This is a genomic window from Corynebacterium canis (assembly GCF_030408595.1).
Lineage (GTDB): Bacteria > Actinomycetota > Actinomycetes > Mycobacteriales > Mycobacteriaceae > Corynebacterium > Corynebacterium canis.
In genome coordinates this window covers 93,141-106,056 of sequence record NZ_CP047080.1, presented here as the reverse complement: position 1 = coordinate 106,056, position 12,916 = coordinate 93,141, and the positions used below count along the sequence as shown (strand labels likewise).

Sequence of the window (12,916 nt, the reverse complement as noted above, 5' to 3'; positions counted from 1 at the left end):
GGTCTCACCTATGCAGGTTCATCAGATCAACGTTTTCCTCGATCAAGGCTTCCTGCAGCGCCGGCACCCCATATGTATGCCCATGCAGGAATTCATCGTTGGTCAGCGGGATCAGCTGGCACAGCGTGGTCATGCGATCGGGTTCACGCACCTGCGGCACCCCCTGTTCCCACACGAACGGGGCTATCAAAAGCCCATGCTTCACGGACAGCTCGCCCATGATCTGGCGCGGACCGTAGGCCGTCATGCCCGGCAACAAGGTGCCGGGCTGGGCCGGAATCGTAGCGCTCCGCGTGTTCGTATCCACCAGCATGGTCACCGCCGAGGTCACCAATGCGGCAACCGTGGCGGGCTCAGCCCGGGACACGCAGAAAATCTCGCAGCGGACGGGGACGTCGGCGTCGACAAGCACTAACCCCGTGTCCACGTGCCCGAAATCTACTGAGCACGCCAGGGATTCCCCCGCCCCCAATTCCGCCGTGGCGATATGGAAACCGGAAATCTGCTGGAACTTTAAGGAGCACGGGAACACACTGTCGAGCCAAAAGGCCGTCTCTTTGAGATTCACTACTTCGAATACTTCTCCACTGCCGCAAGCAACACGCAGGTGGCAACGCCGTCCATGGCCACCTCAAGTTCAGCCACGGGAGGCAGCGAAGGCGCCAACCGAATATTGCGATCGTTCGGATCTTTCTTCAACGGGAACGAGGACCCAGCGCCGGTCAGCGCGATGCCCGCTTCCTTGGCTAGCTCCACGACACGGCTTGCGGTGCCGTCGACCACGTCCAAGGAAATAAAGTATCCGCCGGTGGGCTTTGTCCACGTTGCTACACCGTACTCGCCCAGCCGCGACTCCAGGATTTCCAACACGCGGCGGAATTTCGGGGCTAACGACGCCGCGTGCTTCAGCATTACCTCGCGCAGCCCGGCGACGTCGCCAAAGAAGCGCGCATGGGCCAACTGGTTGATCTTATTCGGGCCGATGCCGCGGACATTTGCCTGCTTGGCGTACCACTCCAGGTTGGATTCGGAGGACGCGAAGAAGGACACGCCGGCGCCGGCGAAGGTGATCTTCGAGGTGGAAGACATAAACCAGAAGCGGTTCGGGTTGCCGGCCCGCTCCGCAAGCTCGATCACGTTTACTACCTTGGGGAATTCGTCCGTCAGGGTGTGGATGGCGTAGGCGTTGTCCCACACGATGCGGAAGTCCGGCGCAGCGGCCTTTACCGCAGCAAGCTCTTCGCACACCTTTTCGGAGAAGGTCACGCCGGTGGGGTTACCGAACACAGGTACGCACCACATGCCCTTGACCTGCGGGTCCTTGACCAATTCCCGCACCGCGTCAAGGTCCGGGCCGTCTTCCTTCATATCCACCGGGATCATTTCGATGCCGAAGTGCTCGGTGATGGTGAAGTGGCGGTCATAGCCGGGGACCGGGCAAATCCACTTTACGGTCTCTTCCTTGGACCAGGGGCGCTCGGAGTCTTGCGTCCCCCAGATCCACGCCGCGCTAATCAGGTCGAACATAATATTGAGGCTGGACGCATCGGCCGCCCAAACGTTCGCCACCGGCAGGCCCAGCGCCTCGGCCCATAGGGACCGGATATCCACGATGCCGGTCAACCCACCATAGTTCCGACAATCCGTCCCATCAGCAGCCTTAAAATCGCCCTCACCAGGCAGCGACAGCAGTGCATTGGAAATGGAAAGTTGTTCCGCGGAGGGCTTTCCGCGGGTGAGGTCTAGCTTGAGGTTACGGGCTTTCAGCTCCCCGTATTCCTTTTCAATCTGCGCTTTGAATTTAGCAAGCTCGGTCGAATCAAAGTCCTGCAACTGCAATGTAGGCCACCTTCCACGGTGAAGCGTAGAAACAACTGATGCGCGAGGCTACGCAGGTGCTCCGGCGCAGCCATGCCCAACCTACTGTAGCTGTTCCCCCACCGCAGGACTAGCCCTGCACAACATACAAAATGCCCCCGTTTAGCTGGGGGGTTGTACGCTTGGGGACCCCGCGCACCCGTCAGAGCTCGCTGACCCTTGCTGCATTCCTGCCCTGGGGGAGTTCACAAGATTCACGCCGCACGGGGTCCTGCAGGACACCTTAGCACACGCCGCTTATCGACGCCCCTCCATCACCCCTCACCTGGGGTTTGGCGTTTTCAAACACCGGCGTGTACAGTCTTTGAGGAACACAACGCCACCTGCGTTCTGTTTCTTGGAGGATTCGACTAGCGGCCTATGTCGCACGCCTGGAACGCGTGTTGGGAGCAATCCCTCAGGGGTTCAAATCCCCTATCCTCCGCCACAAGGCCCCCACCGAGCAACCGCCGGGAGGGGGCCTTTTCCATATACGGCTGTGGGGCGGCCAAGGATTGCCCAATCAGATTTTCGAACAATCGGCAGCAATCCCACATTTTTGGGGGCATAAACACACGTTTATGGGGGTAGGTTTCTCAGCGCCCGCTGCGGGCGACGTATATCTTAATTATAATTAGGGGTGCCGAAAGGGGGCATTAGTGACCACATTTTTGATCATTGGTTCCATTGGACTCGTCTTGATCATTTTCGCGTTGCTAGTCGGCGATATTCTGGACGGCCTGCTAAACCTTGACGCGATTGACAGTGATCTGTTTTCGCTTTCGAGTTTCGCCGCGTTCTTGGGTGCCTTCGGTTTCGGGGGTGCGCTAGGCATGGCGGTGACGGAAAACGTGACTTGGGCTGCGGTTATCGGCTTTGTTATTGGTAGCCTCGCGGCCTTTGGTGCCATTCGGTTGACTAAGGCTTTGAAGTCCAGTGAGCATGCAGTGAGTTTCCGGTCTGAATCCATGGTTGGGCATAGTGGCCGCGTGATTACGGCCATTCCCGTCGATGGTTACGGGGAGATCAATATCAGTGTTGGCGGCCAGACCCGCAAGATTGCGGCGCGGTCGCCGGAGCCGATTCCGGCTGGGAGTGAGGTGTGGGTTGTGTCAATCCTGTCCCCTACCGCCGTCGAGGTGGTCTCGCTGAATGCGCTCCCATAGTCAATTCGACTCATAATTGAAAGGTGCAGTGTTTAATTTGATTATTGCGATTCTTGGCCTTGTGGCCGTGATCGTGTTGGTGGGTTTGCTCATAGCCAACCGGTACCGGGTTGCAAAGCCAAATGAGGCGTTTATTATCACCGGCCGCCGGGGTAAGGAGGTCCGCAATCCGGAGACGGGCCTGGTTTCCACCGACCTGAGCGGGCAGAAGGTTGTCATGGGCGGCGGGGTGTTTGTGATCCCGTTTATCCAGCGCCTGCACATCTTGGATCTTTCCTCCCGCCGCATCATGGTAACCATCCGCAATGCGGTGTCCGGCCAGGGCATCAAGCTGAATGTGGAGGGCGTCGCCATTGTCAAGGTTGGCGGCAATGAGGATTCGATCCGCGCCGCGGCGCAGCGTTTTTTGGCGCAGCAGGAAGAGATTGAGACCTTTACCCAGGAGACCCTCGCCGGTTCCCTGCGTTCGATCGTGGGTTCGCTTACGGTAGAGCAGATTATTCGGGACCGTGCGGCCTTCGCCCAGCGCGTCACCGACGAGTCGGAGGCCTCCCTCACGGGCCAGGGCCTAGTCCTGGACACCTTCCAAATCCAGGACATCACCGATGACGGCACCTACTTGAACGATCTTGGCCGCCCGGAGTCGGCGAAGGTTGGCCGGTTGGCGGCGGTCGCGGAGGCGGAGGCCACCCGCGAAGCGCAGCAGGCGCAGATCGCGGCGGAGCAGGAGGTTGCCATTTCCCGCCGCGCATTGGTGCTTAAGCAGGCGGAGATTCAAGCGGAGACGGATGCGGCGATGGCGCGGGCCGCGGCTTCGGGCCCATTGGCGCAGGCTGATCGCGACCAGGCGATTCTGCACGAGCAGGAAAAGGTCGCCGTGGCGCAGGCAGCGCTGAAGGAACGCCAGCTGGATACTGAGGTTCGCCGCCCTGCCGACGCCCAGCGGTACCGCGTGGAAACGGAGGCTGAGGGGCGTCGAAACGCGGCGATTTTCGACGCCGACGCCCGCAAGGCCGCCGCTATCGCCAACGCTGAGGCGGAGGCTGAGAAGGCCCGCCTTGAGGGTGTGGGTGAAAAGTCCCGCCGGTCTGCATTGGCGGAGGCGAGCGCCATCGAAGGTGCCAAGAAGGGTGAATCGGAAAAGGCGCGCCGTATCGCGGAGGCGGAGGCCACCCGGGCCGAGGGTGAAGCCCAAGCTGCCGCTATCTTGGCGGTGGGCCAGGCCGAGGCCGAGGCGATGAATAAGCGTGCGGATGCGTTCGCGCACTACAACGAGGCTGCCGTGTTGCAGATGCTGGTTGAGGTGCTACCGCAGATCGCGGAGAAGGTGGCGGCCCCGATGGGGAACATCGATAAGCTGACGGTGGTGTCTACGGAAGGTGCGAGCGCCATTCCGCGCCAGGTGACGGATAATCTGACGCAGACGCTGCAGCTGGTCAAGGACGCGACGGGCTATGATGTGGCGAAGGTGCTGCAGCGCGCCGCCGATCCCGAACCGGAGCCCAAGCCAGAGCCGGAGCCCAATTTATAACTTTTCAATGGGTTCATAACGCAACCTTCAGCAAAACGCTACCCCCTATTGCCCAGGCACTGCGCCGCTGCTACTTATGGGCTTATGTTTAACCGAAATCCCAAAACCATAAGCTCGGCGTACGACCCGGTATTGCCGGAACCAAAATGGGCGCGCAGAATTTCTACAATTCACCCGATTGTGTTCCAGTCGATGGTGGTTTTCGGTTCGGCGGCGGCCGCCGTCGCTGGAACGGAACGCCTGCCTATTGCGATTCTGTGCGGGGCGGTGGCGTTTTTCGGTTTGGTATTGGGCAGGTTGCGGGATAGCCGCAAAAAGGTCCTCGAGCAGGAGCGGCGGGCTTCGCAAAAAGCTGCGGTGGAGTCCGTGCTTCAGGAATTAACGCAGGCCACGCAGGATGTGGGCGACACGTTGAATGTGGAGGACCGCAAGCTGCGGGAGATCCGCCTGAACAACGCCCGCCGCAATATCCTCAGCATGGTGAAGGATCGCCTGGGCCCCGGCAGCGGGGTCCGGGTGAATCTGTTTTTGGTCACCAATACGGATCCGGTGGAGTTGCGCGCCGCGTCCTGGGGGCACGACGGCCGCCAGAACCAGCGTTCCAATCGGGTGTTTACGGCGGCGGATGAGTCCCTGCGCTTGGCCATGCACCTGAACGAGGGCCGCTACGAGTCCGATACCAATGAGATCAAGGGCGAGGATTTCGCCTACGAGTGCTTTGCCACCATGCCGGTAAGCAGCGCGGATAAGCTGTACGGTTTGCTTACGGTGGACGCCCCGGAGGCGGACGATATTGATCGCTTTGAGGCCACCGTGCTGCTCAACCAGTTTGCGTCGCTGCTTGCGCTTACCTTTATTACCGACGCCCATTGCCTCTCCGTCCCAGTCGGCGAAAACGCGCACCAATTCCACCCGTTGACACCGGGCAGTGTGGAACCCTTAGCCATCACGGATGCGGAGTTGGTGCTTGAGGATTAATTTGCACCCTTGGGTTTTATGCGCGCAGCATGCTTTCTAAGTGGTGGTTGCGCGCCGCGCTGTGGAAGTATGTACAGCCATGTCCAGCAATGCACGTTTTATTCCGGTGCAACGTAGTTTGTACCCAGTGCTCCTTGCACTTTTTGTCGCCGTCTTTGTGATTTCCAATATCACTGCCACAAAGGCAGTGGCGATTGGGCCGATTATCACGGACGGCGCCTTCTTCCTATTCCCGCTCGCCTATGTGATTGGCGATGTGCTGGCCGAGTGTTTCGGATTCCGCGCGACTCGGCGGGCCATTTGGACTGGCTTCGGCGTGACCATTTTGGCGGTGGTTTCCTTCTATATCGCCATCGCGCTGCCCGCCGCCGAATTCTATGAGCACCAGCCGCAATTCGCCACGATCTTGGGGCTGGTGCCGCAGATCGTTTTGGCCAGCCTGGCGGGCTACCTAGTCGGGCAGCTGCTGAATTCTTGGGTGCTGGTCAAGCTGAAGGAAAAGACCGGCGAAAAATCCTTGTGGGCCCGCCTGCTCGGCTCCACGCTGGTTGGTGAATTCGGCGATACGCTGGTGTTTTGCCTGATCGCGGCGCCCGCCATCGGGATCACCACCGTGGGGGACACCGTAAATTACACGCTCTTTGGCTTCGCCTGGAAAACCCTGGTCGAGGTGGCCGTCATGCCGATCACCTACGCCGCGATCCGATGGGTGAAACAGCGGGAAGGCTATTTCGCCGAGCCTGCGGCGTAATAGCGCCCGAGGAATTCATCGCGGTATTCCTCGTAATAGCCGCCGGTAATTGCGGCGCGAATATTATCTACCAGGCCGACTAGGAAATGCAGGTTGTGCAGGGTGCACAATGTGCCACCAAGATATTCTTTCGCCCGCAATAGGTGGTGGATATAGGCGCGGGAGTAGTTTTCGGAAACATAGCCGCCCAGCTCGGCGTCGATAGGCTCGAAATCGCGTTTGAACTGGGCCTTTGTGAGGTTCACGCGCCCGTCCAGCGTATACACCCCGCCGTGGCGGCCCAGGCGGGTCGGTGCCACGCAATCAAAGGTATCCGCGCCGTACTCGATGGCGGTAAAGAGATCATCCGGCTCGGAAATGCCGAGCAGGTGGCGGGGGCGATCTTCGGGGAGCTCATCGCAAACCCAGCCGACGATGGTGCCAAGGTTTTCCTTTTCCAAGGCACCGCCAATCCCATAGCCCCCAAACCCGCGCTTGCCTGCGGCTTCGGCGGCGGTGGAGAGTTCCACGAGGCCGCGGGCGGCGCGGCGTCGTAAATCCTCGTATTGGGCGCCCTGCACCACGCCCCACAGGCTTTGCAGGGGCTTGCCCGCGCGCGCCTGGGTAAGGCGCTCATGCTCGTCGAGGCAACGCTGCGCCCAGCGGTGAGTGCGGGCGACGCTATCCTCCTGGTAGCGGCGGGTATCCACCAGCGTGGTGAGCTCGTCGAAAGCGAACATAATATCGGCACCCAGCTGGTGTTGGATCTGCATGGACACCTCGGGGGTAAAGCGGTGCTTGGAGCCATCGATAACGCTGCGGAAATCCACGCCTTCCTCGTCCACCTTGGCCATGCGATCCTTGCGTTTCGCACGAATATCCGCCTCGGTGAGCCCCTTGGTGTCCATGGCAAGCACCTTTTTAAAGCCCACGCCGAGGCTCATCACCTGGAAACCGCCGGAATCCGTGTAGGTGGGGCCGTCCCAATTTTGGAACGCCGCAAGCCCGCCGGCCGCATCGACGATTTCGGGCCCTGGCTGCAGGTATAGGTGATAAGCGTTGCCTAATACGGCCTGGGCGCCGGTAGAGCGCACCTGCTCGGGCGTGAGCGTTTTCACCGTTGCTTTCGTGCCTACCGGAATAAACGCCGGGGTGGCGATATCGCCGTGCGGGGTGTGGATGGTTCCCGTACGCCCGTGCGGTGACGATTCCAGGCGCGTGTGCAGCTCAAAGGAGGTGTCTTGCGTCATGGACAAAGAGTCTAGCCCCTCGGCAACGCAAGCAACCTGTCCGCCTCCAGGCTGTCCCGTTCCGCCTGCAGGCGCTCCCATTCGGCCTCCAGTGCGGCACCCTCAACGTCGACGACGGGCAGGATGCGATCCAGCCACGAAGGGATCCACCAGGTGGCGCGGCCGAGCAGGAACATCGCCGCTGGCACGAGGCCCATGCGCACAAAGAAGGCATCAAAAAACACGCCGGCGCCGAGCGCGAAACCGAAAATCTTAATAAACGGCAGTGGCTGATCAATAAAGGCGACAAAGACCGCGATCATAATGAGCGCGGCGGAGGTGACCACGCGGGAGCCGAGGGTATAGCCCTCGATAATGGATTCCTCCACGGTGTTGTAGTCGGTATCGTGCGTTCTACCCGCGATCTTGGTGTAATGCTCCCGCATGCGGGACACCAGAAACACCTGGTAGTCCATGGCTAGGCCGAAGGTCACGCCGATCAGGAAGATGGGCATAAAGGAGATCAGCGGGCCGGGCGTATTCACCATATTCCACAGCCCTTCCTGCCAAAACAGGACGGTCACGCCGAACGCGGCACCCACGGACAGCAGGAACCCAAGGCCCGCGACCACCGGAACCATCACGGAACGGAACACCACGAGCAGCAGAATAATGGCGAGGCCGACCACGATGGCGAGGTAGACGGGCATGGCGTCGGAAAGCTTCTGTGTAACGTCGCGCTGAATGGGCGTCAAACCCGTGATGCCAATCTTCACATCGGTGGCGTCCTCGATGCTATGTTCACGCGCCCGCAGGGCCGACATGAGTTGGCTGGTCATCGGGTCTTCCGGACCATAATTCGGGGTTAGCAATAACTGCGCGGCGGCACCATTTTCGCTAATGGCCACGATCTGCGTGTGCTTCACGCCCGGGTGCGTGGCAAATTGCTGCACGATGGTTTGAAAGGAAGCGACGGCGGCGGCTTCCTTCTTGTTAAAGGGCTCTTCCTTGCGCTTGGCCTCATCCTCCAAAATCCCCACCAGCGGTGCCAGGGATTGGGCCTCGGTATTCACCTCGTTTGCGTCCACCACAAGCAGGAACGGCGCATTGATGCCGGGGCCGAAACCCTCCTTCATCAGATCGGCGGACTTGCGCTGCGTGGTGTCCAGGTTGGAGATAGTGTCCGAGGGCAACGCCAGTTCGATCCGCATCACGGGAACGGTGAGCGCGCCCAAGCCCAGCACCACCACGGTAAGCACCAGCGCGGGGAACCTGTGCACAAAGCTCACCCACAGGCGGCCCTTGGAGCGGCGCACAATGCCGTTGCGCTTGGTGCGTTTGCGCTTTACCGGCAGGCGCAGGCCAAACACGTATTGCCCGGCCACGCCCAAGAGGGCGGGCAGCAAGGTCAGGGCGACCAGCACCGCGACGGTAACGGTAAACGCCGCCGCCAGGCCCATATAGGTGAGGAAGGGGATATTCACAATGGTCAGGGCCACCAGCGCGATAATCACGGTCAGCCCGGCGAATACCACCGCCGAACCCGCCGTGCCCACCGCCATGCCGGCGGCCTCATCCCTCGGGGCGCGCTGATACTCCGCCCGGAAACGTGAAACGATAAACAAGGCGTAGTCGATGCCCACCGCAAGGCCGAGCATCACCGCCAGCACCGGGGTGGTGTTATTGAGCGGCGCCCAGGCGGTGGCCAAAATGATTGACGCACTGCCAATGCCGACGCCCACCACCGCCGTGACCAGCGGCAAACCCGCGGCGATCAGCGAACCGAAGGTAAAGATAAGCACGATAAAGGCGACGGCGATGCCGATGATCTCGCTGGTGGATTTGATCACCAGCGGGTCACCGAACGCCGCGCCGCCGCCTTCCACCTGCAATCCCTGATCGCGGCCCAATTGCATGGCGTCATTGACCACGCGGCGGTGCTCGTCCGTGACGGCGGCGGGGCGCGGGACGTCGAGACCAAAGGTGGTGTAGCCGATGCGGCCATCGTCGCTGACCAGGCGCAGGTTATAGGCGTCCTTTTCGGCCATGGCAAGGGGCATGCCAGTCTGCGTTTCCTGCTCGATAACGCCCTGCATCAGCTGCGGGCTAAGCGTCACGGGATTACCAAAACGCCGCGTATCAGTGAGATCAGGAAGCTCTTTTTCGATGTGCTGAATCACCGAATCAATGGCTTTGGAATACTTCGGCTCGTCTAAGCGGTGCCCTTCCGGGGCGGCAAACACGAGGTTAATCCCAGAGGCCTCCAATGGATTCTTTTGATCCGGGAACAGCTCAACTAAGGATTCCGCAGCCTGCTGTGAGGGAGTGCCTGGGATAGTAAAAACATCATCAAAGCCGCGCTGAAACGCGGAGGCGGAACCCGCGATCGCGGCGAACACGACAGCCCACAGCGCGAGGACGGCCCATTTCCGACGATACGAGAACCGGCCGATGCGGAACAGCAGCTTGGCCACGGTGAAGAAAACTCCTCAAGGTACTCGACAGCATGAATACGACGCTCACAGTCTAGCGATATGGGGGAGCAAGCAACGCACCCGCGCAAAACACTCCACCACGGGAAAAGCCTACCCCGTGTCCGACCACGCACGCATAGCGAACAGCCCCCAGCTTAGTTACCACTAGCTGGAGGCTGAACCCGAAATATGTTGGCGGTGGCGGGGGGATTTGAACCCCCGGTTGGGGATTACCCAACACTCGCTTTCGAGGCGAGCACCTTCGGCCGCTCGGACACGCCACCGCCACGTAGCTTATCGGCCCGGGATTAGATCCGCCAAATCACCAGGGCGAACTAGCGCTTTTCGTCCTTGCTGAACGCGCCCAGCACCTTGTCCGCAGCGTGCTTTACGGAATCCCCGGCATCGCTGACCTTTTCCTTGAAGTCCGCCTTGGTCTGATCGGCGCGGCCCTCATCTGCGGTCCGCTCGTCGCCGATCGCCTCGCCGACGGACTCCTTGACCTTGCCGCCGAACTTCTCCGCCTTGTTTCCAAAGTCTCCCACTTGAATTCTCCTTCGCATTCTTGAATGGGACCTCCACGCTACGGAAACCCCACCGGCGGGTGCCATAACACAGCCACATTGATACCGCGTTGTTACCTTCGGTCCCGAAAGAAATCGGCGATCAACCCGGCGCATTCGGGTTCGAGCACGCCGCCGCGCACCTCCACGGGGTGCAGCACCGCGGGATCGCGGACCACATCGAATACGGATCCGCAGGCACCGGTTTTCGGCTCCCAGGCGCCGAACACGATCCGCCCGATCCGCGCGCCCACGAGCGCCCCGGCGCACATCGCACAAGGTTCCAAGGTCACGGCGATGGTACACCCGGTGAGCCGCCAGCCATCACCGAAAACACGTGCGGCTTCCCGCAAGGCAAGGATTTCCGCATGGGCCGTGGGGTCGCCATCGGCCTCCCGACGATTCGTGGCGGCGGCGAGCTCGCGGCCGTCGGGGGCGAAGATAACGGCGCCCACCGGGACGTCGATAAGCGGCGTACGGCGGGCAACTTCGAGGGCGCGGCGCATATAACCCTCGTCGCGGAGGACGCTGGTCGGGCGCGGCAAACTAGTCAAGGTTTAAATCGGTTGCTTGTGCGAATTCGGAGGCGAACCCCAGCTCAGCCGCCACGCACAGCAGCTGGGCGCTCGGCAGCAGGTCATTATCGTTGCAGATGGCGCGCATGGTGTCGGCGGAAAGGCCCAGGTCGGCGAGCAGGCCGGGGTTACCCTCGGGGCAGGGGTCAGCAAAATCACACTCGCCCAGCTCGGGGATACAGCCGCCCGTCTTTTCGAGCACGGAAGCGGCGTAGGGGTCATTGACCGCCATGCAGGCGTCGGAAAGCAGCAGCTCAACGCGGTCGCCCACGTGGCGTGCCAGCACAAAATAGTCCTCATCGACACAGCTCATCGTGAACACCTGTCCGTGTTCGCAGATGGCCTGCGCCTTGCGGACGGTGTCTTCGATATCGGAAAAATCCGTGTCCATCCCCACGACGTACCACGCTCCGGAGGGCACACGGCAAACGGTGACCGCGAAACTCACGTCCGTCGCGGGTTCTTGGAGGGCCTCGGTTTCGTTCATAGTCCGTAACCGTAGCTGGTATATGCCACACTTGTCAGGTGACCACTACAACTATCTCCCGCCCCGTCTGCATTCTTGGCCTCGGATTGATCGGCGGTTCGCTATTGCGCGACCTCACCGCCGCCGGACACCCCGTGTATGGCTTCCAGCGTTCCCCCTCCGCCGCCCGCGTGGCAACCGAAGAAGGGTTCGATGTTCAGTCCGATTTGGCGGCGGTGCTACAACGCGCGGAAAACGACGGCGCATTGATCGTCTTAGCCACGCCGATGCCCGCGATCGCCTCGCTATTAGACGCCCTTGGCGAGTACGCGCCTACGTGCGGCTTTACCGACGTGGTCAGCGTAAAAGGCGAGGTTTACGCACTGGTTTGCGAACGCGGAATGGCGGACCGATACGTGGGTGGTCACCCAATGGCAGGCACCGCGGATAGCGGGTGGTCCGCCTCCCAACGCGGGCTGTTCTGCGGCGCGGCGTGGGTGATTACCTTCGACCATGCGTACGAAGGCGAGCCTTCCGAGTCGTGGATTCGGCTGTGGGAGGACGTGGTCCATATCGCCCGGCTCGTGGGTGCCGAGGTTATCCCTTCGCGCGTGGACAACCACGATGCCGCCGTCGCACGCATTTCCCATCTGCCGCACATTCTTGCGGAAACCCTGGCGATCATCGGCGATAACGGCGGCGCGCTCGCCCTGTCCCTGGCCGCCGGCAGTTTTCGCGATGGCACGCGCGTTGCGGGCTCTACCCCCTCCCTCGTCCGCGCCATGTGTGAGACCAATCACGCCGCCCTGCTTACCGCCGTCGATGAGGCCATCACCCTGCTTGTCGACGCCCGCGCCAACCTCGCCGCAGCCAAGCCCAGCGTCGAAGAACTCGTCGACGCCGGGTATAGATCGCGCATTCGATACGAAGCTCGGTCCGGCAGCCGGGCGCAGGCCAAAGGGGTCTCCCATAGGCCGGTAATCCGCTTCCAACCCGGCAGCAAAGGGTGGGTCAACCAGCTGATCCAAGCCGAGGACCTTGGGGCGCGCATCGAAGTGTTCTAGGGGTGAGTTTGGGTGCGTTTGGGGGTGTTTGGGGGTGTTTGGGGGTGTGCCGGTGGATTTTGGCCTGGGCCGGGGTCGCCGCCGCCGTGGCCGATAGGTTGTGCACAACTGCCGACCTGGGGCTGGTCTTTCTATTCTTCATTCGGGGGTCTTACGAAGAAATTCCGGACGAATCTCGCCCAAAAACGCTGCAAATCGTCTTTTTATTCTTCGTTGAGGCGCCCAATGAAGAAATTCCGGACGATCGCAGGTCAGCGATTGCACACTAACTTTCTCTCCAACT

General features: G+C 61.0%; 12 protein-coding genes, 2 tRNA genes and 1 other RNA gene. 6 read left to right on the top strand and 9 right to left on the bottom strand.

Annotated elements, in window-relative coordinates; genetic code table 11:
* Positions 1–4 precede the first annotated feature (4 nt).
* From CCANI_RS00520 to ffs, 3 genes are all read right to left on the bottom strand, one after another.
* The gene (locus tag CCANI_RS00520; RefSeq protein WP_186750304.1) at positions 5–568 is read right to left on the bottom strand and encodes a suppressor of fused domain protein; all 564 of its coding nucleotides are present in this window, start codon (positions 566–568) and stop codon (positions 5–7) included.
* A complete protein-coding gene (locus tag CCANI_RS00515; protein WP_425457351.1) occupies positions 568–1,833 on the bottom strand; it encodes an aspartate aminotransferase type Ic in 1,266 nt (421 codons plus the stop codon). Before CCANI_RS00515 ends, CCANI_RS00520 begins: the two co-directional genes overlap by 1 nt.
* A gap of 164 nt (positions 1,834–1,997) precedes the next feature.
* Positions 1,998–2,094, bottom strand: an RNA gene (gene ffs, locus CCANI_RS00510) — signal recognition particle sRNA small type.
* 123 nt (positions 2,095–2,217) lie between these two features.
* Between ffs and CCANI_RS00505 the strand changes: the two genes are divergently transcribed.
* From CCANI_RS00505 to CCANI_RS00485, 5 genes are all read left to right on the top strand, one after another.
* Positions 2,218–2,305 (top strand) — tRNA-Ser (locus CCANI_RS00505).
* Positions 2,306–2,516: 211 nt separating this feature from the next.
* Positions 2,517–3,023: an NfeD family protein gene (locus tag CCANI_RS00500; RefSeq protein WP_146324768.1), complete on the top strand. Its 507-nt coding sequence runs from the start codon at positions 2,517–2,519 to the stop codon at positions 3,021–3,023.
* 28 nt (positions 3,024–3,051) lie between these two features.
* Positions 3,052–4,554, top strand: coding sequence for a flotillin family protein (locus tag CCANI_RS00495; RefSeq protein ID WP_146324767.1), 1,503 nt, complete (start codon positions 3,052–3,054; stop codon positions 4,552–4,554).
* 180 nt (positions 4,555–4,734) lie between these two features.
* A complete protein-coding gene (locus CCANI_RS00490; RefSeq protein ID WP_146324766.1) occupies positions 4,735–5,532 on the top strand; it encodes a hypothetical protein in 798 nt (265 codons plus the stop codon).
* 79 nt (positions 5,533–5,611) lie between these two features.
* Complete coding sequence (locus CCANI_RS00485) at positions 5,612–6,283, top strand: queuosine precursor transporter (protein ID WP_146324765.1); 672 nt, start codon at positions 5,612–5,614, stop codon at positions 6,281–6,283.
* Here the strand turns inward: CCANI_RS00485 and tgt are convergent.
* The 6 genes from tgt to CCANI_RS00455 all read right to left on the bottom strand — a co-directional run bounded on the left by tgt (position 6,259) and on the right by CCANI_RS00455 (position 11,590).
* Positions 6,259–7,512 carry a tRNA guanosine(34) transglycosylase Tgt gene (tgt, locus tag CCANI_RS00480; RefSeq protein WP_146324764.1) on the bottom strand — a complete coding sequence of 418 codons (1,254 nt, stop codon included), beginning with the start codon at positions 7,510–7,512 and terminating at the stop codon, positions 6,259–6,261. The two genes, CCANI_RS00485 and tgt, sit on opposite strands and share 25 nt — an antisense overlap.
* Before the next feature lie 11 nt (positions 7,513–7,523).
* Positions 7,524–9,965, bottom strand: coding sequence for an MMPL family transporter (locus CCANI_RS00475; protein ID WP_146324763.1), 2,442 nt, complete (start codon positions 9,963–9,965; stop codon positions 7,524–7,526).
* A 193-nt stretch (positions 9,966–10,158) separates the two neighbouring features.
* A tRNA-Ser gene (locus tag CCANI_RS00470) sits at positions 10,159–10,249 on the bottom strand.
* 51 nt (positions 10,250–10,300) lie between these two features.
* Positions 10,301–10,510: a CsbD family protein gene (locus CCANI_RS00465; RefSeq protein ID WP_146324762.1), complete on the bottom strand. Its 210-nt coding sequence runs from the start codon at positions 10,508–10,510 to the stop codon at positions 10,301–10,303.
* A 92-nt stretch (positions 10,511–10,602) separates the two neighbouring features.
* Positions 10,603–11,082 (bottom strand): tRNA adenosine(34) deaminase TadA, encoded by a 480-nt coding sequence (gene tadA / locus CCANI_RS00460; RefSeq protein ID WP_222432955.1) that lies wholly within the window; start codon positions 11,080–11,082, stop codon positions 10,603–10,605.
* Positions 11,075–11,590, bottom strand: a complete 516-nt coding sequence (locus CCANI_RS00455) for a tRNA adenosine deaminase-associated protein (protein ID WP_146324761.1) — start codon at positions 11,588–11,590, stop codon at positions 11,075–11,077. Before CCANI_RS00455 ends, tadA begins: the two co-directional genes overlap by 8 nt.
* 38 nt (positions 11,591–11,628) lie before the next feature.
* Between CCANI_RS00455 and CCANI_RS00450 the strand changes: the two genes are divergently transcribed.
* Entirely contained in the window at positions 11,629–12,633 is a 1,005-nt protein-coding gene (locus CCANI_RS00450; RefSeq protein WP_146324760.1) for a prephenate dehydrogenase, read from the top strand.
* Positions 12,634–12,916 lie beyond the last annotated feature (283 nt).

Bases quoted from the DNA above. Each gene is read 5' to 3' on its own strand.
- CCANI_RS00485 (WP_146324765.1), top strand. From the start codon at position 5,612: ATGTCCAGCAATGCACGTTTTATTCCGGTGCAACGTAGTTTGTACCCA.
- tgt (WP_146324764.1), bottom strand. From the start codon at position 7,512: ATGACGCAAGACACCTCCTTTGAGCTGCACACGCGCCTGGAATCGTCA.
- CCANI_RS00455 (WP_146324761.1), bottom strand. From the start codon at position 11,590: ATGAACGAAACCGAGGCCCTCCAAGAACCCGCGACGGACGTGAGTTTC.